The organism is Alistipes sp. i18-0019-D1 (genome assembly GCF_042852885.1).
GTDB lineage: Bacteria > Bacteroidota > Bacteroidia > Bacteroidales > Rikenellaceae > Alistipes.
Genome location: NZ_AP031424.1, coordinates 3,143,615 through 3,168,073, shown reverse-complemented (window position 1 = coordinate 3,168,073; position 24,459 = coordinate 3,143,615). Strand labels below are relative to the sequence as shown.

The 24,459-nt window shown below is 60.5% G+C and carries 22 protein-coding genes; 6 read left to right on the top strand and 16 right to left on the bottom strand.

Annotated elements, in window-relative coordinates:
- Nucleotide 1 precedes the first annotated feature (1 nt).
- Nucleotides 2-256 (bottom strand): carboxypeptidase-like regulatory domain-containing protein, encoded by a 255-nt coding sequence (locus ACGHP5_RS13210; protein ID WP_390567178.1) that lies wholly within the window; start codon nucleotides 254-256, stop codon nucleotides 2-4.
- Between the two features lie 484 nt (nucleotides 257-740).
- Here ACGHP5_RS13210 and ACGHP5_RS13205 point away from each other — a divergent pair, with 484 nt between their 5' ends.
- Nucleotides 741-2,402 carry a DUF6377 domain-containing protein gene (locus ACGHP5_RS13205; RefSeq protein WP_390567176.1) on the top strand — a complete coding sequence of 554 codons (1,662 nt, stop codon included), beginning with the start codon at nucleotides 741-743 and terminating at the stop codon, nucleotides 2,400-2,402.
- A gap of 327 nt (nucleotides 2,403-2,729) precedes the next feature.
- Here ACGHP5_RS13205 and secG read toward each other — a convergent pair whose 3' ends face one another.
- The 5 genes from secG to ACGHP5_RS13180 are packed head-to-tail and all read right to left on the bottom strand — an operon-like array spanning nucleotide 2,730 to nucleotide 6,038.
- A complete protein-coding gene (gene secG, locus ACGHP5_RS13200; protein WP_390567174.1) occupies nucleotides 2,730-3,092 on the bottom strand; it encodes a preprotein translocase subunit SecG in 363 nt (120 codons plus the stop codon).
- Nucleotides 3,093-3,098: 6 nt separating this feature from the next.
- Nucleotides 3,099-3,593 (bottom strand): hypothetical protein, encoded by a 495-nt coding sequence (locus ACGHP5_RS13195; protein ID WP_390567172.1) that lies wholly within the window; start codon nucleotides 3,591-3,593, stop codon nucleotides 3,099-3,101.
- A gap of 12 nt (nucleotides 3,594-3,605) precedes the next feature.
- Nucleotides 3,606-4,115: an LptE family protein gene (locus ACGHP5_RS13190; RefSeq protein ID WP_290533054.1), complete on the bottom strand. Its 510-nt coding sequence runs from the start codon at nucleotides 4,113-4,115 to the stop codon at nucleotides 3,606-3,608.
- A gap of 3 nt (nucleotides 4,116-4,118) precedes the next feature.
- A complete protein-coding gene (locus ACGHP5_RS13185) occupies nucleotides 4,119-5,339 on the bottom strand; it encodes a sigma-54 interaction domain-containing protein (RefSeq protein ID WP_390567170.1) in 1,221 nt (406 codons plus the stop codon).
- Nucleotides 5,340-6,038 carry a hypothetical protein gene (locus tag ACGHP5_RS13180; RefSeq protein WP_374048493.1) on the bottom strand — a complete coding sequence of 233 codons (699 nt, stop codon included), beginning with the start codon at nucleotides 6,036-6,038 and terminating at the stop codon, nucleotides 5,340-5,342.
- A gap of 222 nt (nucleotides 6,039-6,260) precedes the next feature.
- Here ACGHP5_RS13180 and ACGHP5_RS13175 point away from each other — a divergent pair, with 222 nt between their 5' ends.
- A complete protein-coding gene (locus tag ACGHP5_RS13175; protein WP_118406507.1) occupies nucleotides 6,261-7,655 on the top strand; it encodes an arginine decarboxylase in 1,395 nt (464 codons plus the stop codon).
- 86 nt (nucleotides 7,656-7,741) lie between these two features.
- Here ACGHP5_RS13175 and ACGHP5_RS13170 read toward each other — a convergent pair whose 3' ends face one another.
- Entirely contained in the window at nucleotides 7,742-8,083 is a 342-nt protein-coding gene (locus tag ACGHP5_RS13170; protein WP_290533051.1) for a hypothetical protein, read from the bottom strand.
- A gap of 231 nt (nucleotides 8,084-8,314) precedes the next feature.
- Here ACGHP5_RS13170 and ACGHP5_RS13165 point away from each other — a divergent pair, with 231 nt between their 5' ends.
- Nucleotides 8,315-9,748, top strand: coding sequence for an acyloxyacyl hydrolase (locus ACGHP5_RS13165; RefSeq protein WP_390567168.1), 1,434 nt, complete (start codon nucleotides 8,315-8,317; stop codon nucleotides 9,746-9,748).
- Between the two features lie 53 nt (nucleotides 9,749-9,801).
- Here the strand turns inward: ACGHP5_RS13165 and ACGHP5_RS13160 are convergent, their stop codons facing one another.
- Nucleotides 9,802-10,845 carry a linear amide C-N hydrolase gene (locus tag ACGHP5_RS13160; protein ID WP_337658238.1) on the bottom strand — a complete coding sequence of 348 codons (1,044 nt, stop codon included), beginning with the start codon at nucleotides 10,843-10,845 and terminating at the stop codon, nucleotides 9,802-9,804.
- Between the two features lie 127 nt (nucleotides 10,846-10,972).
- Between ACGHP5_RS13160 and ACGHP5_RS13155 the strand changes: the two genes are divergently transcribed.
- The 3 genes from ACGHP5_RS13155 (at nucleotide 10,973) to ACGHP5_RS13145 (ending at nucleotide 13,622) form a co-directional block, all read left to right on the top strand.
- Nucleotides 10,973-11,731 (top strand): endonuclease/exonuclease/phosphatase family protein, encoded by a 759-nt coding sequence (locus ACGHP5_RS13155; RefSeq protein ID WP_337756620.1) that lies wholly within the window; start codon nucleotides 10,973-10,975, stop codon nucleotides 11,729-11,731.
- A 190-nt stretch (nucleotides 11,732-11,921) separates the two neighbouring features.
- The gene (gene yihA, locus ACGHP5_RS13150) at nucleotides 11,922-12,518 is read left to right on the top strand and encodes a ribosome biogenesis GTP-binding protein YihA/YsxC (RefSeq protein WP_278433023.1); all 597 of its coding nucleotides are present in this window, start codon (nucleotides 11,922-11,924) and stop codon (nucleotides 12,516-12,518) included.
- A 162-nt stretch (nucleotides 12,519-12,680) separates the two neighbouring features.
- A complete protein-coding gene (locus tag ACGHP5_RS13145) occupies nucleotides 12,681-13,622 on the top strand; it encodes a ribose-phosphate pyrophosphokinase (RefSeq protein ID WP_278433021.1) in 942 nt (313 codons plus the stop codon).
- A gap of 183 nt (nucleotides 13,623-13,805) precedes the next feature.
- On the opposite strand, the gene ACGHP5_RS13140 is transcribed toward ACGHP5_RS13145, so the two are convergent.
- The 8 genes from ACGHP5_RS13140 to ACGHP5_RS13105 all read right to left on the bottom strand — a co-directional run bounded on the left by ACGHP5_RS13140 (nucleotide 13,806) and on the right by ACGHP5_RS13105 (nucleotide 24,385).
- Nucleotides 13,806-14,621: an SDR family oxidoreductase gene (locus ACGHP5_RS13140; RefSeq protein ID WP_278433020.1), complete on the bottom strand. Its 816-nt coding sequence runs from the start codon at nucleotides 14,619-14,621 to the stop codon at nucleotides 13,806-13,808.
- Nucleotides 14,602-15,408 (bottom strand): MBL fold metallo-hydrolase, encoded by an 807-nt coding sequence (locus ACGHP5_RS13135; protein ID WP_278433018.1) that lies wholly within the window; start codon nucleotides 15,406-15,408, stop codon nucleotides 14,602-14,604. Before ACGHP5_RS13135 ends, ACGHP5_RS13140 begins: the two co-directional genes overlap by 20 nt.
- Before the next feature lie 255 nt (nucleotides 15,409-15,663).
- Nucleotides 15,664-15,957: a PG0541 family transporter-associated protein gene (locus ACGHP5_RS13130; protein ID WP_276722374.1), complete on the bottom strand. Its 294-nt coding sequence runs from the start codon at nucleotides 15,955-15,957 to the stop codon at nucleotides 15,664-15,666.
- Nucleotides 15,958-15,972: 15 nt separating this feature from the next.
- Nucleotides 15,973-19,113: an efflux RND transporter permease subunit gene (locus ACGHP5_RS13125; protein WP_278433010.1), complete on the bottom strand. Its 3,141-nt coding sequence runs from the start codon at nucleotides 19,111-19,113 to the stop codon at nucleotides 15,973-15,975.
- Nucleotides 19,114-19,128: 15 nt separating this feature from the next.
- On the bottom strand, nucleotides 19,129-20,142 hold the full coding sequence (locus tag ACGHP5_RS13120; RefSeq protein ID WP_278433009.1) for an efflux RND transporter periplasmic adaptor subunit: 1,014 nt from the start codon (nucleotides 20,140-20,142) through the stop codon (nucleotides 19,129-19,131).
- A 19-nt stretch (nucleotides 20,143-20,161) separates the two neighbouring features.
- Nucleotides 20,162-21,469 carry a TolC family protein gene (locus tag ACGHP5_RS13115; protein ID WP_278433007.1) on the bottom strand — a complete coding sequence of 436 codons (1,308 nt, stop codon included), beginning with the start codon at nucleotides 21,467-21,469 and terminating at the stop codon, nucleotides 20,162-20,164.
- A 94-nt stretch (nucleotides 21,470-21,563) separates the two neighbouring features.
- Entirely contained in the window at nucleotides 21,564-22,199 is a 636-nt protein-coding gene (locus tag ACGHP5_RS13110) for a TetR/AcrR family transcriptional regulator (RefSeq protein ID WP_278433005.1), read from the bottom strand.
- Nucleotides 22,200-22,342: 143 nt separating this feature from the next.
- Nucleotides 22,343-24,385: an ATP-binding protein gene (locus ACGHP5_RS13105; protein ID WP_390567163.1), complete on the bottom strand. Its 2,043-nt coding sequence runs from the start codon at nucleotides 24,383-24,385 to the stop codon at nucleotides 22,343-22,345.
- Nucleotides 24,386-24,459 lie beyond the last annotated feature (74 nt).

The window sequence follows — 24,459 nt, the reverse complement described above, 5'->3', positions numbered from 1 at the left end:
GTTAGCAGAATTCCCCCCCCCCTCGGAGTTTGAGGGAATAAGAGCCGTCCACGCCCGTCGTAGCGCCGTTCGTGGTCCCCTGCTCGATGATCGTGGCGCCGATAACGGGCAGCCCCGACTGGTCGGTGACCGTTCCCGTCACGGTCGGCGCCGACTGGGCGAAGGCCGCCGGCGCAAAAACGGTCAGCATCGCCGCCAGCACCAGCATCCACCCTCTCCGGCAGCCCGCTTGCAGTTTCTTGCAAAAATGTGCCATAGGAATTTAAGGTTTTAAGTTATAAGTTAATATTATAAATAGGTAAGGCGCAGTTCTTAAAAAATCAGCGTTCCATCGCCTTATTTCCGCTTAAATAAAAATAATCATCCTCCGCGACATGAAAAAAATTTAAACTGCAAATTGTAAACCCGAAACTCGTTTATAAAAATGCATCATGCTGTCAATCAATATATTAATTATTTGACAATTGCAAAAAAAAGTAGATCGGTCGGAATATATACAAACGTTCCGGCAGCCCGAAAGCGGCATATAATAAAATATTTTAAATAAATCCGGCTCCCGGCGCATGCCCCGTTCGCCGGGCGAACCGCCTGCCCGGTATTGATTTTCCCGAGATTATTTCTATCTTTGGTGTCGTAACGAGACTTTTATCAACCGGAACGCTTACCGCACCCGATTCGGTTTCGGAACCATCCGTCCTTTTAACTGTATTTGTCAGGACCAAACAGAGAACCGCCCGCAAATGAGAAACCTTCTGTCAACCGCACTGCTGCTCGCCGCAACGCTGTCCGCCTCGGCTCAAAACGACCTGAAAAGCGTGCTTTCGCAACTCGACGCCACCCTCGCGCACCGCGACTCCTACATCGCCGGACGCGAACAGCGGATCGAGTCGCTGAAAAACATACTCCGGAAATCGGACTTCTCGGACGCCCAGCGCTACATCCTCAACCAGCAGCTGATCGACGAATACACCCCCTATCAGGCCGATTCGACCATCGACTACCTCTACCGCAACATCGCCCTGGCGACGCGCATGAACGACGCGGGACACCTCAACGAGAGCCGTATCCAGCTGGCCTACCTGTACAGTTCGGCGGGCATCTACCTCGAAGCGGCGAACATGCTGAAACTGGTCGACACCACGGCGCTGGACCGCAGGCAGCTGGTCGACTACTACATCGCCCGCCACAAACTCAACGACGAACTCCAGCTCTACTCCCACGATTCGGCGCAGGGACACGAATCGTGGCGGCTTACGGAGATCTACGCCCGGCTGATCGTGGACAACACCGAGCCGGAGTCGGCCACGCACCTCAACTTCCGGCTCCGCCAGGCGATCGGTGCCCGCGACTACCCGCAGGCCGTGGAGATTTCCGAGCGGCTGTGCAGCACCCTGCAACCCCTTTCGCGCGAATACGCCGAGGCGTCGTACATGCGCGCCCTCGTGGCGGACCTGATGGACGACACTCCCACGGCGCAGGTGTGGTTCGCACGCTCGGCGATGACCGACATCCAGCTGGCGATCCGCGACAACGCCGCGCTGAAAAGCCTTGCCAACACGCTGCTCGACGACGACAACATCCAGCGCGCGATGCGCTACATGCGCATCGTGATGGACGACGCCCGGTTCTTCAACTCACGGCTCCGCCCGTGGCAGGACGCACTGGCGCTGCACGTCATCGAAGAAGCCTACCGCGTCCGGCGGCAGCGGATGGACACCATGTACAACATCTTCGTCCTGTCGATCGCCGGCTTCATGCTGCTGGCGGTGGGCGGCGTGATCTTTGTCCTGCGGCAGAACCGCAAGCTGAGCCTCGCACGGCTCGAATTGCAGCAGGCCAACAACCGGCTCAACATTTCGAACAAGGACCTCCAGCACATCAACAAGCGGCTGGCCGGGCTGAACAGCCAGATTTCCGAGGCCAACGAAGTGAAGGAGGAGTATATCGGCATCTTCCTGACGATGTGCTCGGAGTACATCGACAAAATCATCGACTCGCGCCGCCACGTACGCCGCCTGCTGCGTGACGGCCGCGTCGACGAACTGCGGAAGGAGTACTCCCCGACCGACGGCGACAGCCGCGAACTGGAGGAGTTTTACCACAACTTCGACACGACGTTCCTGCAACTCTACCCCACGTTCATCGAGGATTTCAACTCCCTGCTGGACAGGGAGGCGCGCATCGAACCGAAAAAGGGCGAACTGCTGACGACCGAGCTGCGCATCTTCGCGCTGATCCGGCTGGGCATCAACGACTCTTCGAAAATCGCCGCGCTGCTGCGCTACTCCGTGAGCACGATCTACAACTACCGGTCGAAAATCAAGGGGCACACGCTCGTCTCGCGCGATGATTTCGAGGAGCGGATCAAGACCATCGGAGCTTTCAGCCCGCAGCACCTCTGACCGGTTCCGGAGGACGGGCTGTCGCCGTCATCCCGGAGCGCACAAAGCAAGACCGCGAATTCCTTCGCGGTCCTTTCCCATACGTAAAACGCAGGCGGGATTCATCCGTCCGGTTCCCGCTCCTGAAGGCAAACAGCCGCAGGATTTTCATTGCGAGGCTGCCCCTCCGGAGATTCGCCATTGCGGGACTGTTCCGGTCTCTCCCGATGAATCGTCCATGCGGGGCCGTCTCCGGCCGACAAAAAAAGACCGCGGAGAAAATCCTCGGTCTTCTATAATAGCGGGAGTCTCTTCCCCCCCCCCGGCGTTCCGGACGGAACGCGGACTTTACTCGGCCTGCTGCTCGGTCTGTCCGGCAGAGGGAATCTCGGCCTGCGGCATCGTAGCGGCGGCCTCGGACTCGATGACACGCTCCTGAAGCGCCTTGGCGTCCTTCGAAATCTCCGAATTGCTGTCGGCGACCAGACCACGGTCCATGGCCAGCGTAGCCGCAAGGCTCAAGACCACGATGACAATGGCCATCGACCAGGTGAATTTCTCCAGGAAGTTCGTAGTCTCGCGCACACCCATCACCTGGTTCGACGCGCCGAAATTGGCGGCCATGCCGCTCTTGGGGTTCTGCACCAATACCGCCAGGATCACCAGTACGCTCGCAACGAGTATCAGGGCAATGCAAATCGTGTATAACATATTACCTTAAATTTTAATATTGTTTTCTATTTTGCCAATAAGTTCGGCAAAGTAAACACTTTTTTCGGGATTTCGCAAACTTAATTTACGATAAATCGCCACGGACTTGTCACGAAGGCCTTGAGCGAGATAGATTTCGGCCAGTTCCTCGGTAACCACCTCGTCGTCGTCGTCCAGTTCGGGCTGCAGGACGACTTCCTCCTCGGGTTCGCCCTCGCCGGCGACAATGCGCAGGTCCTCCTCCTGCAGGAAACGTTCGATGATCTCCTCCGAGGAGAGCTGCGTGAGCGCCGAGGCGTCGACCGCGGCCCTGCGCAGCGAACTCTCGGCCCGCCACGGGGCCATCAGCGCCACCCGCGGGTCGGATTCGCCCGTAAGCCCTTCGCACAGGATGCGCCCCGGGAGAAACCACGGAAAGCGCACCGCGAGGTCCGCGGCTTCGGCCCCGGAAGGCTTCTCCGCCCTGCCGGGAGCCGCAAAGTATGTTTTCAGGTCGGACATCGCGCGTCGGGATTACCAGTTGGAGGCCGCGGCCTGGAAAATGTCGGTCACGATCTTGTCGACGATCTGCGGAATCAGCTCGCCTTCGACCTCCGTAAGCAGTTTCGTGGAGTCGTAGTCCTCGTAGGCCTGGAAGGTGCGGTTGAACGACATCTTCTCGTCGAGGGCGTTGGTGAAGCGCACCTTGACGGTGATCGTCAGGCGGTTCAGCAGCGCGTAGTCGTCGCTCGACACCGAGGCCGTCGTCGACGTGTAGTTGACGATCTCGCCCTCGAAGGCGAAGTCGCCGCCCTCGTCGACCTGCATCAAGCGCGTGCGGCGCGTGAACATGTCGACCAGCGCCTCGGTGAGCGTCGAACTCAAAATCGGCGAAACCATCGTGGCGTTATTGGGGAAGTAGGCCACCGAAAAGGTCTTGGCATCGGGCGGAATCGAGGCGCCCGACAGCGAATATTTGATGGACACCCCGCAGCCCGTTAGGAGCGCGGCGCAAAGGCCCAGTATCGTAAGTCTGATCTTCATAAGCTAAATTTCCTCTATACCTAACTCCTTTATCTTGCGGTATAGTGTGCGCTCCGACATGAAAAGTTCGGCGGCAGCCTCGCGTCGGCGGCCGTTGTTGCGGCGCAGGGCGCGGACGATCTGCTCGCGCTGCATGTCGGCTTTGGTCATCTCGCGGGGCGGCTCGTCGGCCACCTCCTCGCTCTCGGCGTAGACCGGGGGCTGGGGATAGGCCGCGACGGCCGGAACGTAGCTGCTCTGCGCCGTGGTCGGCAGCAGGGCCTTGACGTCATGGACCGGCTCGGGGCACGGCACGCCGCCTTTCGCCAGTTCGGAGATCATCCGCTTGAGGTCGTTGATGTCGGCGCGCATGTCGAACAGCACCTTGTAGAGCAGTTCGCGCTCGGTCGACATCGTGTCGTCCATGCGCATCGCCCCGGCGTGCATCGGCGCGCCTCCGCCCTGCGGGGGCAGGTATTTCGCCAGCACCTCGGAGGTGATCACCCGGGTCTGCTCGATGGCCGAAATCTGCTCGGCGACGTTCTTCAGCTGGCGGATGTTGCCCCGCCAGTAGTAGCTCTTCAGCATCTCGCGGGCCGCGTCGTCGAGCGTCACGGCGGGCATGCGGTACTGCACGGCCACGTCGGCGGCGAACTTGCGGAACAGCAGCGGAATGTCCTCCGGACGTTCGCGCAGCGAGGGAACCGTGATGGGGACCGTCCCCAGGCGGTAATAAAGGTCCTCGCGGAAACGCCCCTGGGCGATGGCCTCCTGGAGGTTCATGTTCGTGGCGGCGACCACGCGGACGTTGGTCTTCTGCACCTTCGACGAACCGACGCGGATAAACTCGCCCGTCTGGAGCACGCGCAGCAGGCGCGCCTGCGTCGGATGCGGCAGTTCGGCCACCTCGTCCAGGAAGATCGTACCGCCGTCGGCCTCCTCGAAATAGCCCTTGCGGGCCTCCACGGCGCCGGTAAAGGAGCCTTTCTCGTGGCCGAACAGCTCGGAGTCGATCGTACCCTCGGGAATCGCCGCACAGTTGACGGCGATGTATTTGCTGTGCTTGCGCGCGGAATAGGCGTGGATGACCTGCGGGAAGAACTCCTTGCCCACGCCGCTCTCGCCCGTGACGAGCACCGTCAGGTCGGTCGGGGCCACACGCAGGGCCACCTCCAGCGCCCTGTCCAGAAGCGGGGAGCTGCCGATGATGCCGAAGCGTTGTTTTACGGTGGTGATCTCTGTCATTTATTCGGGTTGTTCGGGTTGGGATGCGGCGGACGGGAGCGCAGCCGCCTGCGGAAGTTCGATGTATTCGTTTTCGGCCTGTTTCTCCCGGGCGTCGCGCCACAGTCCGAAGGCGATGGCCGCCACGGCCAGCACGGCGGCGATCACGGCGATCCAGATGAACCGGTCGGCGCGGCGGCGCGGCACGCGGTCGACGTAGCGGTAGGCATCGGTGCTCTTCGGCGGCTTGCCGTAGCGCAGTCCCCGCACCGAGGGATCGGGATTCATCTTCGCTGAAGCCGACACGCGCGGCTCCGCGAAAGCCGTCTTGACTGCCTCGGCCACCTTCTCGGGTTGCAGCGTCGGGCGCTTCCGGCCGGCCGGTTCTTCCGCGGGGGATTCCGCCGCGGGACGCGGCTCGTAGACGAAGGCGATGGTGGCATTGGGACCGGGTTTCATCACCCCGAAGCCCTCCAAAGAGTACTCCGAGCCGTGCTCCACGGCATGGCGGATCTCGAAAACGAAGCGGTCGATCTCGCCCGCGGCCTCCAGTTCGCCCAGCCCCCCGGCGCGGAGAAGTCCCCGCAGCACGCCGTCGTCGCGTTTGAGCAGTTCCGAAAAGACGACGCTCCGGCCCGGCTCCTTGACGATGAACGTTCCGAGTTGGGGTACGACGAGCCGCTTGTGCGACTCCAGATATTGTGTCAGGGTATGAATCAGCACGGTTGAAAATCCTTTAAATCCGGGTTCAAAATTACCCTTTTTCAGCGGAAAAAGCAATATTCCGGAGGGCTTTTTCAAAATAATCGGGCAAAGTGTTGGTTATCCGAAAAATATTCGCCTATTTTGCATCCCGGTTTTTTCAAAAATCCGGGCGAGCTACTTTCGCCCGAAAATTGCAAAGTAACCGAGCCGGATTGTAAAAAACTTACCGAACGAGCCATGAAAGACAAGTACATCGACCTGATCGAACAATCGTTCGATTTCCCGCAGGATGAGTTCTCCGTCGAGGATAACGAGCTGAATTTCCACGACATTCCGCTGATGGAACTGATCAAACAGTACGGAACTCCGCTCAAAATCACCTACCTGCCGAAGATCTCCCAGCAGATCAACCGCGCCAAGCGCATGTTCAACGTGGCGATGGCGAAGGTCGACTACAAAGGTTCGTACAATTATTGTTACTGCACCAAGTCGAGCCATTTCTCGTTCGTGCTGGAGGAGGCCATGAAGAACGACATCCACCTGGAAACCTCGTCGGCCTACGACATCCACATCATCAACGCCCTCTACGACGGCGGCATCATCGACAAGGACCGCTACATCATCTGCAACGGATTCAAACGCCCGCAGTACGTCGAGAACATCGCCCAGCTGGTCAACGACGGCTTCTCGAACACGATCCCCGTGCTGGACAACAAGGAGGAACTGGAGCTGTTCGAGGACTCGTTCACCAAGAAGTGCAAAGTCGGCATCCGCATCGCCTGCGAGGAGGAGCCCAAGTTCGACTTCTACACCTCGCGGCTGGGAATCCGCTACAACGACATCGTCGATTTCTACAAGGCAAAACTCCGCAACAGCAAGAAATTCCAGCTCAAGATGCTGCATTTCTTCATCAACACCGGCATCAAGGACACGGCCTACTACTGGAACGAGCTGTCGAAGTGCATGAACGTCTACTGCGAGCTGAAGGCCATCTGTCCCGAGCTGGACAGCCTCAACATCGGCGGCGGTTTCCCGATCAAGAACTCGCTCAACTTCGAATACGACTACGAGTACCTCACCGAGGAGATCGTGGCCCAGATCAAGAACATCTGCCAGCGCAACGGCGTCGAGGAACCCAATATCTTCACCGAATTCGGCTCGTTCACCGTGGGCGAAAGCGGCGCGGTGCTCTACTCGATCGTCAACCAGAAGCAGCAGAACGACCGCGAGAACTGGTACATGATCGACTCGTCGTTCATCACCACCCTGCCCGACACATGGGGCATCAACCAGCGCTACATCATGCTGGCCGTGAACAACTGGGACAAGGAATACCAGCGCGTGCTGCTCGGCGGGCTGACCTGCGACAGCGAGGATTTCTACAACTCGGAGTGCCACACCAGCGCCATCTTCCTGCCCAAACTCGAAGCGGGCAACACGCAGTACATCGGATTTTTCCACACGGGAGCCTACCAGGAGTCGCTCGGTGGCTTCGGCGGCATCCAGCACTGCCTGATCCCCGCGCCCAAGCATGTGATCATCGACCGCGACAAGTCGGACAACGAGTATTACACGCGCCTGTTCGCCAAGGAGCAGTCCTACCGCTCGATGCTGCGCATACTCGGGTATTGAATCCGAACGTCCCGCCGGGGCGCGTGTTATCCACCTAAAAAATCCACCTCTTTCGGGGTGGATTTTTTAGGTGCGTCCCGATCCGGTCACGCGTTCAAATAACGCCACACAATCAGCAGGATAGCGACGACAAAATACAAAACGACGACGATATTGCCCATTACGTTCCGAAACCGGACGGCCCGGACGGACTCCCGGTGCGATCTGTGCCCCAGACGGACACAGGCGATCACATAACCGATCCGGACCGCAATCCCGACAAAAATCGCCATACAAACGACATCGATGACAAAATCCGCCGCCGCTCCCGGCAGAAACCAACTCATGATGAGCAAAAGAAAACCGGCAGTGACACCCCAGTCGACCCACGGGTCCCTGCCCAAAGCCTGCAAATATCCGTACCAACGCGGAGTGTCCGTCTCTTTCATCCCGGATTCCGATTTTAATAATAAGCTGTTATTCGCTCTCTCGTCCGCCGCCCTCACGCTACAAATATAAAAAAATCAAACCGCATTCGCAACCGCCCGTTCCGAATATATCAAAAAAACAGATAACACGCACCACCCCACAGCGCCTTTTCGCGACAATTCGGAGCGAAGCGGTTCCGATTCCGGAAAAAATTCGTAACTTCGGCGTCAAAACGTGAATTTCAGCCTCACATGGAAAACAAAATACGGATCTGGATAGCGGCGGTTCTCGCGGTAGCCGTGCTCTTCCTTTCCGGCCAGGCCCGGGCAGAAGGAGTGTCGCCCGGAACCGTTCATGCGGACGAAACGGCCACGGGTGCGCCGGACGCCGGACCGGACAGCGCCGCCTACCGCTGCAACTACCTGAACGACCACTATACAAGGGGTTACAAGGCCGGTTACCGCGCCGGATTCCGGGACGGACAACAGCGCCGGGAATACCGTCCCGAGCGCCGCTACGCCGACGGATCGGTTGTCCAGCCCCGCGACACGACCGCTTCCGGACGCCGCTTCATGCACCGCATCGGCGCGGAGTTCCGCCCCGAATACATCTTCCCGACCAACCCCTTCGTCGAAGGCGAGAACCGCGCCGGACAGCCCATCGACCTCTCCCTCTCGGGACACCTCCGCTACTCGTTCCAATTCCGCCCCGGGTCGATTCCCGACCAGATTTACGGCGGCGCCTACCAGGGTATCGGGGCCGCCTATTACGACTTCGGAAATCCCGACGAACTGGGCAACCCGATTGCCGTCTACCTGTTCCAGGGCGCGCGCATCGCGCGGATCAGCCCGCGGCTGTCGTTCAACTACGAGTGGAATTTCGGCCTCTCGTTCGGCTGGAAACCCTACGACGACGCCGTGAACCCCCTCAACAAGATGATGGGGTCGAAGATGAACGCCTATCTCAACGCCGATTTCTTCCTCGACTGGCGCGTCACGCGCGAGGTGGACTTCACGGCGGGTTTCAGCCTCACGCACTTCTCCAACGGCAACACCAAATTCCCCAACGCGGGACTCAACGCCGTGGGACTGCGCGCGGGCCTGACCTACAATTTCGGGCGGAAGTCGGCCGAAATGGCCCCGCGGACGGTCTGCCCCGCATTCCCGCGCCATTTCAGCTACGACCTCACGCTGTTCGGCTCGTGGCGGCGCAAGGGCATCGAGGTCGGCGACAAGCAGTATGCCGCGCCGGATGCCTACACGGTCCTGGGATTCAATTTCGCCTCGATGTATAATTTCGGCTACAAGTTCCGCGCGGGCGTGTCGCTCGACGGCGTGTACGACGGCAGCGCCAACGTCGCCATCGCCGACCAGATCGTAGAGATGGGCAGCAGCGCCGACCTTGCGGTAGAGAAACCCGGCGTCGACAAGCAGCTGGCGCTCGGCGTCTCGGCCCGCGCCGAGTTCGTAATGCCCTATTTCAACATCGGGGTCGGCCTGGGAACCAACTTCCTGCACAAGGGCGGCGACCTGAAGGCCTTCTACCAGATGCTTACCCTGAAGGTGGCCGTGACGCGCAGTTCCTACGTCCACATCGGTTACAGCCTCCGCGATTTCCACATGCCCAACTTCCTGATGCTGGGCGTCGGCTACCGCTTCAACAACAAATACCCGCGACACCGCTGACACGAAAGAGCCCCGGAACATTCCGGGGCTTTTTCAGGACCGGACGGCGTGCGTCACACCCCGAAGAGGAAGACGAAAGGCCTGGCGCTGCGGCGGAATTTCGCCGTGGCGTCGCCTGCGTAGGTCTGCCCGCCGGCAAGCGTGAGGGTGCGCTCGCCGCTGCCCTTCGAAAAGTCGATCGCCGCCAGGTCGACCCAAAAGGTCTCCATGGCCAGCGTCGGTTCGAAATAGTAGACCCGGTTCTTCTGGTCGCAGACCGTGCGCCAGCGCGTCGAGGCGATGTGCGGCTTGTCGGGCGTGGAGATGCCGTAGGGAACCGAGACGTTACGCATGACCGACATCACGGCCGGCACGGCGATCTTCGGGTCGGAGGTCTGCTCGACGGCGTTGATGTAGAACGACGCCCGCACGAAGCGGTCCGGAGCGCGGTTGGTCCCCGGCAGCATCGTCAGACCGCCGATTTGCTGCCAGTAGCCGAGGATTGCCAGCTGATCGTCGTAGAAGGGCGAATTGGTCATCACCTGGTACTGCCGTCCGTGGTGGATTTCCAGTTTGCCGTCGCGGTACTCGAAGATCGCGCTGTCGCCCGAAGCGTCGGAAACGGCCAGGTGGAGCCGCGACTGCACGCCGTTGGGCAGGTCGGGAGCGTCGATGCGGAACTTCTCCTTCGAAAGTTCGGCCACGGCCTCGTCCACGGTGGCGAAATTGTCGAGCACATACTGCGTCCAGATGCTCAGCCCCATGACGGGGCGCGTGTCGCCGGGGCGTTCGTAAACCGACTCGGGCAGGAACAGCAGGCTGGCGACCAGCCCGGCCTCGTTCATGCCGTCGGCGACGCCGATGTCGTAACCGGCGGCCGAGAGCGAGCCGTATTTCGAGGTCCAGAAGACGGTGTTGTCCGTATTCGCCCCGCGGCGCTGGGTCCCCCGCGGGAAGATGTAAAGGTTGGTGAGCGGATCTTCGCGCCAGTCCATCGTGCGGCCCGTGACGGTCATGCCGCCGGGTCCGAGGTAGACGGCGCGGGTGCAGGCTTCGGCCTGCGGAGGGAAGACGGCCAGCGCAGCGGCGCTCAACATCATTAGGAGGGGTGTTTTCATAGGCTACGAAAATTTAGAATTACACGCGTCATGCTTCAAATCGGGTGCTAAACGGGTATTTCCGGAAAAATAAATTTGATCTTTCGCGCAGTTTGCCTTATCTTTACGGGAAATTGACTTTCCCGACATGAAATCTTTTCTGCGCATCCTTCTGCCGGCCGCCGCATGCGGCCTGTTGCTCGCAGCCTGCTCACAGCGGCAGACGACCCTGAAATTCATGAGTTACAACATCCGCAACGGCCGCGGCATCGACAACGTCCAGGATCTCGGGCGCGTGGCCGAGGTGATCAACCGCACGGCTCCCGACATCGTGGCCCTGCAGGAACTGGACAGCGTGACCGGACGCATGGCCGGACGCTTCATCCCCGGGGAGCTGGGCGAAATGACGGGCATGCACGCCCGCTTCTGCCGCGCCATCGACTACGACGGCGGCGCCTACGGTGTCGGCCTGCTGTCGCGCGACGAACCGCTCGCCGTGCGCCGTATCCCGCTTCCGGGACGCGAAGAGGCCCGCGTACTGTTCGTCGCCGAGTTTCCCGGCTACGTGGTCTGCGTCACCCACCTCTCGCTTACGCCCGAGGACCAGCGCGCGTCGCTGCCGATCATCCGCACGGTCACCGACACCTGCCGCAAACCGGTGCTGCTGGCCGGAGACTTCAACATGAAGGTCGCCAAAACCGTTCTCGACGGGCTGGGCGGCACATTCCGGCCCCTTTCGGACACCACGCAGATGACTTTCCCGTCACAGAACGCCTCCATCCGCATCGACTACATCCTCGGCCGCGGACTGCCCGCATCGGCCGTCGTCACCGAGCGGCAGGTGGACCACACGACCGTCGCCTCGGACCATTGTCCGCTGTGGGTATCGCTCGCGTGGAAAGAGTAGCCGATCCCCGTGTTAAACAAATATAGGTAAAATACGGGAAGGTACAAAACCGAATTGTGCCCACCGGACTTTTCCGTACCTTTAGGGTCGTAACGACCCTTTTAGCAGTCGGAAGGTTTCACGGAGCCGCACGCAATCCGGTTTTGCGGCCATCCGACTTTTTCGTACCTTTGTATAAAACCAGATACCGATGCAGATCACCAAAGCCGAATTCAAATGCTCCTCCGAGCGCATTTCCCAGGTTCCGAAGGACGACCTGAAAGACATCGCCTTCATCGGGCGGAGCAACGTCGGAAAATCGTCGCTCATCAACATGCTCACCGCCCGCGCAGGACTGGCCAAGGTGTCGGGAACGCCCGGAAAAACGCGCCTCATAAACCACTTCCGCATCAACGACGCCTGGTATCTGGTCGACCTGCCCGGCTACGGCTACGCCCGCACGTCGAAAACCCAGCGCAGCGAGTTTTCGAAACTGATCACCGACTACGTCGTCAAGTGCGAGAAGATGCACTTCCTGTTCGTGCTGGTGGACATCCGGCTCGAACCCCAGAAGATCGACCTGCGGTTCATCGAGATGCTGGGCGAAAACGGCATCCCCTTCGGCATCATCTTCACCAAGGCCGACAAGCTCTCGAAAACCCAGCGCGAAAAGAGCGTGGAGCGGTTCCGGGCCGCGCTCGCCCAGCAGTGGGAGGAACTGCCGCCGATGTTCGTCTCCTCGTCGGAAAAGGGCGCGGGACGCGAGGAAATCCTCGCCTTCATCGGCGAATGCCTGCAACAGAACTGACCCCTGCCGTCCCGGAACGGGAAGAAGCGCACCGGGGACCCGGAGCCAAAACCGGCCCGCGGCGGAAAAGTTTAACCGAATGTTGAAAAAACACGCCCGTGCGGACGTGTTTTTTCATCGTATTGTCCTATATTTGCAACGTCAAAAAAATCCTCGAAATCTATGGCTATCCACAAAATCAAAATTTTCACCGGTCGCGATTCGGAGTATCTGGCCAAAAAGATCGCCGCAAGCTTCGGCACGACGCTCGGACAGTCGGAAGTCCTGCGTTTCAGCGACGGCGAATTCCAGCCCTGCTACAACGAGTCGATCCGCGGCTGTACGGTCTTCATCATCCAATCGACCTTCCCGCCCTCGGACAACCTGATGGAACTGCTGATGATGATCGACGCCGCGCGCCGCGCTTCGGCCTATCAGGTCGTGGCCGTGATGCCCTACTTCGGCTGGGCGCGCCAGGACCGCAAGGACCGTCCCCGCGTACCGATCGGCGCCAAACTGGTAGCCAACATGCTGATGGCCGCAGGTGTCGACCGCGTGATGACGATGGACCTGCACGCCGACCAGATCCAGGGATTTTTCGACGTTCCGGTCGACGCCCTCTATGCCAGCGGCATCTTCGTGCCCTACATCAAGAGCCTCAACATCGAGGACCTCTCGATCGCGGCCCCCGACATGGGCGGCGCCAAACGCGCCAACACCTACTCCAAGCTGCTGGGCACGCCGATCATCATTTCGCACAAGGAGCGCGCCAAGGCCAACGTCGTGGGCAAGATGACGGCCATCGGCGACGTCGAAGGCCGCAACGTGCTGATCGTCGACGACATGATCGACACGGCCGGCACGATCTGCATGGCCGCCGACATGCTCATGTCCCGCGGTGCAAAGAGCGTCCGTGCGGCCATCACCCACCCGGTGCTCTCCGGCCCGGCCTACGAGCGCATCAACGAAAGCGCGCTGGAGGAGGTAATCGTGACGGACTCCATTCCGCTCAACCCCGACAAGGACCTGCACAAATTCACGGTGCTGTCGGTCGCCGACCTCTTCGCCGACGTGATCGAGCGCGTGCACAACTACAAGGAGATTTCCTCGATCTTCTCCAAATAGGAAACCCCGATTCCACAAAAAACACCCGGAGCGCCGATCGCTTCGGGTGTTTTCTTGATGCGCACCGGCCGACGCACCGGCCCCATCGCCCCGCGCCGCCCACCGAAAAAGCCGGAATCCGCGAAAGGGCGCAAAAAAGGCGGGAACCGGCAAAAGTCCCCGCCCCTGTTATCCGGTTTCAAGCTACTTGAAAGGCGAATCCGGCTCCCGGGACATCACCAGGTAGAACATCCGGTCGAGGAACGCCGGAGCGAACTTCTTGACGAAGTGCGTCGCACGGCCCTCGATCTCCATCAGGCAGAGGCGTTTGCGCTTCAGGATGCCCTTCGCCACGATGCGGGCCACTTCATCGGGAGTCATCATCTTCGCCTCGTCGCGCGGGGTTTCGCCCTGCTGCTTCCCGTCGGCCGTGAGGGCCGAGAACCGGACGTTCGAGGCGGTGAACCCCGGACAGGCGATCATCACATGGAGTCCCTTTTTGAGATTCTCGATGCGCAGCGTTTCGAGGAATCCCGTCATGGCGTACTTCGAAGCCGAATAACCCGTGCGGCCCGGCAGTCCGTGCAGTCCCGCGACGGAGGAAATGCCCACGACGGAGCCTTTCGACGCCTGAAGATACGGGAGCGCGTATTTGCAGCAGTTGACCGTGCCCCAGAAGTTGACGTCCATCAGTTTGTGCAGCACCCCGAGGTCCACGTCGTCGAAAACGGCGCGCATCGAGATGCCCGCGTTGCAGATCAGCACATCCACGCCGCCGAACTCCCGGACGGCGGTGTCGATCAGCTCCCTGCACTCTTCGGGTTTCGTCACGTCCACCCCGCAGTAGGCCGCCTGCCCGCCCCGGGCGCGGATGTCGCCCGCCAGAAGTTGCAGCTTCTGCACGCTGCGCGCTCCGAGCACCACTTTCGCACCCTGGGCGGCGTATACCTTCGCCATCGCCTCGCCGATGCCCGACGATGCCCCCGTAATGACGATGACCTTATTTTCCAATGTCTTCATGCTTTTCCTTTATTTCTATTTCCAACATATCATAGGCCAGATGCACGCCCGGAGGAAGTGTCGCGTCCGTCGCGGCGTGGAGGCCGATTTCGTGGGACATATGCGTGATATACGCCTCGCGCGGCCCGACGCGGCGGATCAGCGCCAGCGCTTCCGCAAGGTTGAAGTGCGAAGGATGCGGGGCGAAACGCAGCGCATTGACCGCCAGCACCTCCACCCCGCGCAGCTTTTCGGCCTCGGCGTCCTCGATGGTCTTGAAGTCCGTCAGGTAGGCCAGCGGCCCGATGCGGAAACCCGTGACCTCGAAGCGCTCGGAATGGTGGCCCGACACGGGCACGATCTCCACATCCCCGACCCGGAACGGCCTTGCGGTGTCGATTTCATGCAGTTCGATCTCCGGCACGCCGCGGTATTTGTCCTGCGCAAAGGCGTAGTCGAAATCCTTGCGCACGCACTCCAGCGCCCGCGGAGCGGCGTAGATGTGGACCTTGTGGACGGTCGGCGGGTAATCGACGAAATTGAAGGCCCTGACGTCGTCCAGTCCCCCGATATGGTCCTTGTGCTCGTGCGTCAGCAGAATGGCGTCGAGATGCCGCACGCCCGTGCGGAGCATCTGGTAACGGAAATCGGGTCCGGCGTCGATGACGATGCGCACGCCCCGCGTTTCGACCATCGCCGAGGTGCGCAGGCGGTTGTCGCGCGGGTCCGCCGACGTGCAGACCTTGCAGCGGCAGCCGATGACGGGCACGCCCTGCGACGTTCCGGTTCCCAGAAAGGTGAGTTTCATGAATGCAAATGTAGAAAAATTAGCGCAATTTCCGGCACTTTGTGAAGCATTGCTTCATTTTTCGCATCGCATCGCCACACACGTTTCGATTTCGGACAACGCAACGCACCACGCAAAAATTCCCGGACAAGCTGCATCCGGTTTCTGATTATCGCGGAGCAGGCCTGGCCATAACGCAGTTCGGCCCGGACGGGACATACACGACGTATTTCCCGTCCGGGCCGGACAAAGCAGGGCAAAAGATGCCCGTGAGAATCAGAAACCGCTTTCGATGTTCCAGACAAACGCCCGGGACCCCTGCATCCTGGTCGCAGCGTCCAACTCGCGGAAGGCGTCCATCAGCGGAGCCACCTTCTCGTCGTCGACGATGGCCAGGATCGAGGCGTTCATCGAAGGCCACGCATGCGTGCCGTAGTGGGGTTCGCCGTCGACCGAGCCGCGGCCCTCGGTCAAGGCCCATTTGGTGAAGCCGCGGATGCCCTGCTCGTCGAGGATGGCGTTCACCCGGTCGGTCAGCGCCTGGTTGTATGACAAAAATACTGCTTTCATAGTTGTTTTCCCTTATTAATGTACACTTGCCTGGTGTTCGGCCGCGAGGCGCGCCAGTTTCTCGCGCTCCTTGCGCTGCGAACGGTTCACGAGGATCGAATAGAGCACCGGAACGATGAACAGCGTCAGGATCGTCGAGAAGGTCAGACCGCCGATCACGGCGATACCCATCGGCTGCCACGTCTCCGAACCGGCTCCCGTGCCGATAGCGAGCGGAAGCATACCCAGGATGGTCGTGAACGAGGTCATCAGCACCGGACGCAGACGGCTTTTGCCGCCGGCGATCACCGCGTCGAAGACGCCCGAACCGCGTTCGATCAGCAGGTTCATGTAGTCCACCATCACGATACCGTTCTTCGTCACTATACCCACCAGCATGATGGCTCCGATCAGGGCGATGAGCGACAGCGGCGTGGAGGTCATCCACAGCGCGAGGAACACGCCCGTAAAGGCGAACGGAATGGTGAACATGATGATGAACGGGAACTTGAGCGACTCGAACTGCGTGGCCATCACGATATACACCAGAATGACGATCAGGATGAGCAGCGTTCCCAGGTCGCCGAAGGCGTCGCCCTGGTCCTCGACCGTACCGCCCACTTCGAGGTCCACGCCGTCGGGCGTGGGATACTCGGCGATGAGTTTGCCGACCTCGGCCACCACGTCGCCCAGCGCGACGCCGGCCCCGAGCGTAGACTGGACCGAAATGACACGCTGGCGGTTCTCGCGCTCGATCATCGGCGCGGCGTACTCCTCCTCGACGGTTCCCACCTCCTTGAGCTTCACGGGGCGGCCCTGCGCATTGTAGAGCGTGATGTTCTCGACGTCCTCGATGCGGTTGCGGAACGGCTCGGCATAGCGCACGATGATGTCGTACTCGTCGCCGTCCTCGCGGTATTTCGAAGCCACGAGGCCGTCGATGCGGTTGCGCACGGCCTGCGACGCCACGGCGCTGCTGATGCCGTAGTACGACAGACGGTCACGGTCGAAGACGACGTTGTACTCGGGACGCAGGTCGTCACGCGAAAGTTTCACGTCGCGCACGCCCTCCAGATGGCGCATCTTCTCCTTCAGGTCGTTGGCGATGGCGTTCGTCACGTCCATGTCGTAGCCGAAGACCTTGATGTTCACCGTCGCCGAACCGCTCATGCTGCCCGACATACCGCCGGGAGTCACCGTGTACTGGCGAATCTCGGGGATATTGTCGAGGTCCTCGCGCAGCAGGTCGGAAACGACGTAGATCGAACGCTCGCGCTCCTCCACGTCGGTCAGGCGCATGTTGTAGTTGATGATGTGCGAACCGGTGGTCTGCATCGCCGCGAAGGCGTTGTCCGACGAGTTGGCGCCGGCCGACGCCGAGACGAGCACGATCTCGGGATATTTCGCATAGATGATGCTGTCGATCTGCCGGGCGATGCGCGCCGTGTAGTCGACGCCGATGTTCTGCTCCAGCTCGACGGTGGCCGAAATGCGGCTGTTGTCCGAGGGCGGGAAGAACTCGGTGGGAACCCGCGTCAGCAGCAGCAGCGAGACGAAGAAAATCGACATCATCGAGAAGAAGGTGATCCGGCGGTGGCGTACGACCCAGTCGAGCGAACGGGCGTAGGCGCCGTCGAGCCATTCGAGCGCCCGGTCGATGGGCTTGTAGATCACGCCGAGACCCTTGTAGTCGTGCTGGCCGCCTTCGAGTTTCAGCAGGTAGGCCGACATCATCGGGGTCAGCGAAATGGCCGCCGTGGTCGAAACGCAGACCACGATCGTTACGATCCAGCCCAGCTCGCGGAACAGGATGCCCGCCATGCCCGGGACCATCGTCAGCGGCAGGAACACCGCGACGACGACCAACGTCGTGGCGATGACCGACAGCCACACCTCGTTGGTGGCGTAGATGGCGGCCTCCTTGGGGTTCGAGCCGCGCTCGATATGCGTCGTAATGTTCTCCAGGACCACGATGGCGTCGTCGACCACCATACCGATGGCGATGGAGAGCGACGAGAGCGAAATGATGTTCAGCGTGGAGCCGGTGGCGAAGAGGTAGATGAACGAACAGATCAGCGACACGGGGATCGTCATACAGATGATCAGCGTCGCGCGCCAGCGCCCGAGGAAGGCCATCACCACCAGCACGACGAAGATGAAGGCGTAGAGAATGGTCTCCGAGAGCGACCCGATGGCATCGGTAATCTCCTGCGAGCCTTCGAAAATCAGCTCCATCTTCACGTCCTTCGGGAGGGTTTTCTGAATCTCCGGCAGGCGCGACTGGATTTCGTGGACGATATTCACAGTGTTGGCGCCCGACTGTTTCTGGAACATCACGCGCACGCCCCGCTGTCCGTTGACGCGCTCGTCCATCGTGGACTTTTCGAGCGTATCGCGGATCTGGGCCACGTCCGAAAGTTTCACCGTGCGGCCCCCGGCGTTCGACACCACGACCTTGCGCAGCTCGTCCGAGAGTTTGAACTCACCGTCGGCCTTGATATTGAAGGTGTTGTTGCCCACGTCGATCGTACCGCTGGGGATGTTGACGTTCTCGGCGGCGATGATCTGCCCCAGCTGCTCGACGGTCAGGTTGTAGGCCTCCAGTTTGGCGGGGTCGACGTTGACCTGCACCTCGCGTTCGGGTGCGCCGACGATCGACACGGCACCCACGCCGTCGACGCGGTTGAGCACGTTGACCAGCTTGTCGTCGAGGATCTTGTTCAGCGCCGGATAGCTCTCCTCGGCCGTGACGGCGATCATCATCACGGGGATCATCGAGGTCGAGAACTTGAAAATCGTCGGGTAGTCGATGTCGTCGGGCAGCATCGACTGCACGCGCGACACCACGTCGCGGATTTCATTGGCCCCTTCGTTCAGGTCGGAGCCGTATTCGAACTCGACGGTGATCATCGAGACGTTGTCCTGCGACTTGGAGGTCAGTTTCTTGAGGTTGCTCACCGTGTTGAGGTTGTCCTCCAGCACACGGGTGATGTTGGTCTCGATGTCGGCGGCGTTGGCGCCCGGGTACATCGTGATCACCGAAATCTGGGGTATCTCGATCTCGGGATACTGGTCCACGGCCAGGTTCATCAGCGAGAAGAGTCCGAAGACCATCACGCCGACAAACAGCAGGATCGTTGAGATCGGTTTGCGGACCGCGCTTTCGTAAATTTTCATTGGAAAGGGGCTGTTTTAGTCTTTTTTAATATCCACTTTGGCCCCGTCGAAGAGTTTCGACAACGCCGTAACGGCCACCGGCTCGCCCGCTTCGACACCCGAAAGGATGTCCACGCGGTCGCCGACCTGGCGTCCCACCTTGACCGAGCGGCGCTCGGCAACCGAGTCGCCGACGATGACGTAGAGATAGCGCTCGGCCGAGCCGACCTGCTTCTGCACGGCCACGTCGGGAACCATCACGCCCTCCTTGCTGCCCATGTCGAACGTCGTGCGGGCGTACATGCCCGGACGCAGCGTGCGCTTGGCGTTGGGGACCTTGACCTCGACCTTGAAGGTGCGGGTCGTGGGGTCGAGCGCCGGGTAGATCAGCGACACCGTGCCCGTGAACTCCTCGTCGGGGAAGATGTCGACGGCCAGCTTCACCGGCATGCCCACCTTCACGTTGGGGAAGTACTGCTCCGAAATGTTGGCGATGACCTTCAGCGGGTCGATCTGCATGATGTGCAGGATCGGCTGCTGGGCGAACAGGTCGCCGGACTCGTAGTTGCGGGCCGTGACGACGCCCGATATGGGCGAACGCACCTCGATGTTCTTCTTCAGGTTGGCCACCACCTCGCGCTGCACGTCCAGCTGGGCCTTGGCCTGCTCGATCTGCTGGGCCGAGATGCCTCCGGCCTCATAGACCGGCAGCAGGCGGTTGTAGTCGTCCTCGACGGTCTTCAGCTGCACCAGCTGCTGGGTGTACTGCGTGGGGTCGAGCGTCACGACGAGCTGGCCCTCGCGCACCGGATCGCCCACCTCGACGTAAATCTTGTCGATGTGCACGCCCGAAGCCGCAGGGGTGATGTCGTTCTCCTTGTAAGGCTCGATCTCGGAGGTGAAGACCTCCGTGAGCCGTACCGTAGCCTCTTCGGCAACGGCGCTTTTGGTCAGCACGCCTTTGTCTTCCGTAACGGCGGTCACGCCCTTTTTACCCGTGCAGCCGGCGAAAGAAGCGGCGGCGATGCACAAAATCACGATTTTTTTCATACGTTCTTTATCCTGTTTTTTATTCATTTCCGTGTTCGCGGCCGACGATGCGGTCGTACTCGGCCTTGGCCGAAAGATAGTCGTAGATCGCCTGCGAGAAGTTCAGCTGTGCCTGCGTCTGCGAGAGCTGCGCGCTGTTCAATTCGAGGATCGTCCCCGCACCGGCCCGGTAACGGGTGTCGGAGATCTTGTAGGCCTTGCGGGCCTGCTCGACGGTCAGCTCCTGGGCGTACATCGTCTCGCGGGCGGTCAGCAGGTCGTTCAGCGCCGAGCGCACCTGCACGTCGATCTGCTGCCGGGCGTAGCTGCGCTGGAGCGAAAGCTGCGAAATCTGGTTTTTCAGCTCGCGCGACTTGTTCATCTTCGTCAGACCCGAGAAGATGGGGACCGACAGTTGCAGGCCGACCGAAATCGGGTGGGTCCAGAAATACCTGGAATCGTCCGTCGTGGCGGCGCCGCCGAAATTGAACGGCTCCATGTCGTTACCCGTATAGGAGGCCGACCCGAAAGCCGCGAGCGTCGGCATACGTCCCGCGTTGGCCGCCTTGAGCGAGCGCCGGAGGACCTCCTCCTGCAATTCGAGCGAGCGCAGGTCGGAGTTGTCCGTCACGTCGGTGGTCAGTCCGTCCGTTCCGGCCAGCACCTCGTCGCGCAGGGCGTCCAGTTCGCCCACCACCTCGATCTCCACGTCCTCGGGAATCGAGAGGTACATCTTGAGCATCAGCTTGGCCAGCTTGATCGAATTCTCGGTCTGGAGAATCGTGGGTTTGAGGTTGCTCAACTGCACCTGGGCGGTCAGCAGGTCGTATTCCGAGGCCAGTCCGTGTTTGTACTGCACCTGCGTGTCGTCGACCGTGCGCTGCACCGTGGCCTCCGACTCGCGGAGCACCGCGAGCGACTGCTCGGCGAGCAGGATGTTGTAGAAAGCCTTCTTCACCTCGGCCGTCAGGTCGATGCGCGAGGCACGCGCGGCCTCGACGGCCGTGGCCATCTGCGCGTCGTTCATCTTCAGCGTGCGGTAGACCGACGGCGCGAAGAGCGGCAGCGACAGGTCGCCCTGCACGGCGAAGGTGTTATCGGCTCCGAACGAAATGCCGCCGCGCATCTCGGACTTCACGATCGAACGGGTGTAGCTGCCCGACGCCGAAAGCTGCGGCAGCAGGTTGCCCCACGTCTGGCGCTTCACGTAATCGTAACGCTGCACCTCCATCTCCGCGACCTTGACGGTCGGGTTCTCGCTCAAGGCGAGATCCAGCGCCTGGGGAAGCGTCAGCCGCATCTGCGCCGAAGCGCCGGCGATGCCTGCCGCCCAAAAGGCAATGATCAAAAAAAGTCGTTTCATCATTATTCGGTAAAATTATGTTGTCGTTATCATTTATGCCGACGAACGGAACGGACGGATACCCCCCCCTTCCAGCCGGCTATTGCATCCGGCGGACGGTTTTGGCCGGCTCGTAGCGTTTCAGGTAGTCGTCGACGAGCAGCAGCCCCTTGGTCGTGGAGATGCCGCGGAAGAAGTTGCTGATGATCTGCACGAACGCCTCGCGCTCGGTCATGCCCGCGGGCAGGATGAGGTCCTTCCGCGCGGTGATGGCCGAAGCCGTGTAGTAAAGGACCGAAATGGCCAGATCGAGATTGATCGTGTCGACGAACAGCCCGTCGGCGATTCCCTTTTCCAGCATGTCCTGCAGGTCGCGGCGGCTCTTGGCGGAACCTTCGCGCGTCATTTTCTCGTACACTGCCGGATAAAACTTGCGCAGGTTGTTCAGCAGCCGCTGGATGACTTCGGCGTTGTCCATCACGCCGCCCAGCACCATGAACATCGCTTCGAGCACGTTGCGCGCATGGGCGCACGCCGCGGCGCGTTCGATGCGGGTCTTTTCGAAATAGCGGGCCATCGCCAGGTAGAGCAGCCCCTCCTTGTCGCCGAACAGTTCGTAGAGCGTCCGTTTCGAGACCCCCAGCTGCTGCGCGATGTCGTCCATGCGCACCGACTTGATGCCCTGCGAGACGAACATGTGCATCGCCTGTTCAATGATTCGTTCCTTCTGATCCATGATCCAATCCGATTGATACGGGTGCAAATATATGCACCGAAACTTGTAAAACAAAAAAAGTTTTCTGTTTTTCCCGGTTTTTTAACGAATACAACAAAAAAGGAGCCTATCAGGACTCCTTCATGCAAAACCGGATGCGGAAATCACTCCTCGGCGGGCAGGTCGAACGGCACTTCGAGGATCATGCGGCAGCCGTCCGTGTAAGAGGCGTCGATACGCAGGCTGCCGCCCAGTTTGAGGGCGGTCATGCGGCAGACGGGCAGCCCGAGACCCGTTCCCTGCGAGAAGGCGTCGAGTTTGACGAAGCGTTCGAAAACCGCCTCCTGCTCGGCGGGCGGAATGCCCGGCCCGGTATCGGTCACGGTGAAGCGCATCAGCCGTTCGGCGACCAGACAATCGTAGGTCAGGATGATCTCGCCCTCGACGGTAAACTTCGCGGCGTTGTGCAGCAGATGCTGGAGAACCTGCATGACCCGCTTGAGGTTGGTGTGCACCACGGGATCGTCGGTCGAAGGCTCGAAAATCATCGTGACACCGGGCCGCACCTGCGACAGGGTTTTGGAGACGCAGTCGTGGCAGTTGTCGTTCATCGCCGTGCAGTCCGTGCGGGGCAGTTCTTCGGCCTGGTCCAGATAGGCGACGTTCAGCACGTCGTCCACCAGCCGCAGCAGGCTCATGCTGCTCGACACGATGATCGAGGCGTATTCGGCCGCGGCGGGGTCGTCGCGGAACTTCGAGGCGAGCACCTGCGAGAATCCCACGACCGAATTGAGCGGCGTGCGCACCTCGTGGGACATGTTCTGGATGAAATCGCTCTTCATGCGGCTCGCCCGCTCGGCGCTCTCCTTGGCGAGCCGAAGCTCCTCGCCGGCAGCCACAAGGTGACTGTTCTGCGCCTTGACCAGCGCCTCGGAGGCTTTCAGACGACGGTTGAGCTTCACCACGCGGGCAAAGAGCAGTCCGCCCAATACCAGCACGAAGCCCAGCAGCCCGATGATCAGATAGGTGTTGCGCAGGCGTTTGCGCTGAAGCGTGAGCTGCAGCTCCTTGGTCTCGTTCTGCAGGCGCGCGATTTCGAGGATGCCCGAAAAGTCGTCGGTGGCGTTGCGGATCTCCTGCCCGCGCACCGAGTCCGACAGATGGATGTATTCGCGGTAGTTCGCAGCCGAGCGGCGCACGTCGCCCATCAGCCAGTAGATGTCGCCCAGCTCCTTCATCTGCGTCTGCCGGAGGTAGCCCGTCTCGTTCCGGGAGGTATCGGAGAGCGATTCCGCCACGACGCGCAACGCCTCGTCGTACTGTCCCGTAGTCTTGTAATATTCGGCTTTCAGAAAGCGCAGGCCCGGAACGTAGAGCCGCATCGAGGGATTGGCGCGAAACTGCATTTCGGCGGAATCGACATACTGCCGCGCCTTTTCGAAATCCCTGACTTTCAGATAATAGAGCGCCGAAGCCTTATGGAGTGTGAAACGCTGGTAGGGCTGTTCCGAATTGAGTGCACGCCCCTTCCGGAGAGCCGTGAGCGCCGTATCGGGCAGGTTGAGTTCGAGGGCGCACTGAGCCAGCGAGGCATACTGCGTCGGCAGGTTGATGTCATCGATTCCGTGGGCTTCGAACACGTCGATTTCGCGCCGGAAATTCTCGTACGCCTGTTCGAAGGCATTCTGCACGAGGTAGAGGTTGGCCAGCTGCCGGTAACAGTCGGCCACGCCGCGCTGATAATCGTCGGCCTGCGCCTCGGCAAGCATCCGGCGCGTCTCGTACACCGCGACGTTATACTGGTTCTGCTTCGTATAATAGGTAATCAGCCGGCTGCCCCAGGCGAAATAGTAGAAATAGCGCAGCTCCTCCGGTTTGCCGTGCCGGCGGCAGAACTCCTGCACACGCTCCACTCCTTCGAGGATTCCCGTGCGGTCGTTTTTGAAATAGAAATGGTCGAGTTTGAGGCACAACGCGATGGCCTGCATCTGCATCCATCCGGACTCGGCGGCGCGCGCATAGAGCGTATCGCACATCGCCAGTCCCCCGGGGGTGGTCAGGCGGGCTTTGACCTCTTTGTAATACACCCTCAAAGTGCTGTCCGCGGGCGAATTGCCGCGCTCCTCCCCGGCCTGCACGGGCCGCAGGACGGCAAACACCGCGAAAAGAAACAACCCGGACAGACAATAACGGATGCGTGAGGACATGACGGGATTCAATTGTATAGGTCACAAAGATAACAATATCCGCCCGAATAACAAACAGATCGGCACAGATCGGA

Excerpts from the sequence above, each read along its gene's own strand:
- ACGHP5_RS13210 (WP_390567178.1), bottom strand. The coding sequence starts at position 256 with ATGGCACATTTTTGCAAGAAACTGCAAGCGGGCTGCCGGAGAGGGTGG.
- ACGHP5_RS13205 (WP_390567176.1), top strand. The coding sequence starts at position 741 with ATGAGAAACCTTCTGTCAACCGCACTGCTGCTCGCCGCAACGCTGTCC.
- secG (WP_390567174.1), bottom strand. The coding sequence starts at position 3,092 with ATGTTATACACGATTTGCATTGCCCTGATACTCGTTGCGAGCGTACTG.
- ACGHP5_RS13195 (WP_390567172.1), bottom strand. The coding sequence starts at position 3,593 with ATGTCCGACCTGAAAACATACTTTGCGGCTCCCGGCAGGGCGGAGAAG.
- ACGHP5_RS13190 (WP_290533054.1), bottom strand. The coding sequence starts at position 4,115 with ATGAAGATCAGACTTACGATACTGGGCCTTTGCGCCGCGCTCCTAACG.
- ACGHP5_RS13185 (WP_390567170.1), bottom strand. The coding sequence starts at position 5,339 with ATGACAGAGATCACCACCGTAAAACAACGCTTCGGCATCATCGGCAGC.
- ACGHP5_RS13175 (WP_118406507.1), top strand. The coding sequence starts at position 6,261 with ATGAAAGACAAGTACATCGACCTGATCGAACAATCGTTCGATTTCCCG.
- ACGHP5_RS13170 (WP_290533051.1), bottom strand. The coding sequence starts at position 8,083 with ATGAAAGAGACGGACACTCCGCGTTGGTACGGATATTTGCAGGCTTTG.
- ACGHP5_RS13165 (WP_390567168.1), top strand. The coding sequence starts at position 8,315 with ATGGAAAACAAAATACGGATCTGGATAGCGGCGGTTCTCGCGGTAGCC.
- ACGHP5_RS13160 (WP_337658238.1), bottom strand. The coding sequence starts at position 10,845 with ATGAAAACACCCCTCCTAATGATGTTGAGCGCCGCTGCGCTGGCCGTC.
- ACGHP5_RS13155 (WP_337756620.1), top strand. The coding sequence starts at position 10,973 with ATGAAATCTTTTCTGCGCATCCTTCTGCCGGCCGCCGCATGCGGCCTG.
- yihA (WP_278433023.1), top strand. The coding sequence starts at position 11,922 with ATGCAGATCACCAAAGCCGAATTCAAATGCTCCTCCGAGCGCATTTCC.
- ACGHP5_RS13145 (WP_278433021.1), top strand. The coding sequence starts at position 12,681 with ATGGCTATCCACAAAATCAAAATTTTCACCGGTCGCGATTCGGAGTAT.
- ACGHP5_RS13140 (WP_278433020.1), bottom strand. The coding sequence starts at position 14,621 with ATGAAGACATTGGAAAATAAGGTCATCGTCATTACGGGGGCATCGTCG.
- ACGHP5_RS13135 (WP_278433018.1), bottom strand. The coding sequence starts at position 15,408 with ATGAAACTCACCTTTCTGGGAACCGGAACGTCGCAGGGCGTGCCCGTC.
- ACGHP5_RS13130 (WP_276722374.1), bottom strand. The coding sequence starts at position 15,957 with ATGAAAGCAGTATTTTTGTCATACAACCAGGCGCTGACCGACCGGGTG.
- ACGHP5_RS13125 (WP_278433010.1), bottom strand. The coding sequence starts at position 19,113 with ATGAAAATTTACGAAAGCGCGGTCCGCAAACCGATCTCAACGATCCTG.
- ACGHP5_RS13120 (WP_278433009.1), bottom strand. The coding sequence starts at position 20,142 with ATGAAAAAAATCGTGATTTTGTGCATCGCCGCCGCTTCTTTCGCCGGC.
- ACGHP5_RS13110 (WP_278433005.1), bottom strand. The coding sequence starts at position 22,199 with ATGGATCAGAAGGAACGAATCATTGAACAGGCGATGCACATGTTCGTC.
- ACGHP5_RS13105 (WP_390567163.1), bottom strand. The coding sequence starts at position 24,385 with ATGTCCTCACGCATCCGTTATTGTCTGTCCGGGTTGTTTCTTTTCGCG.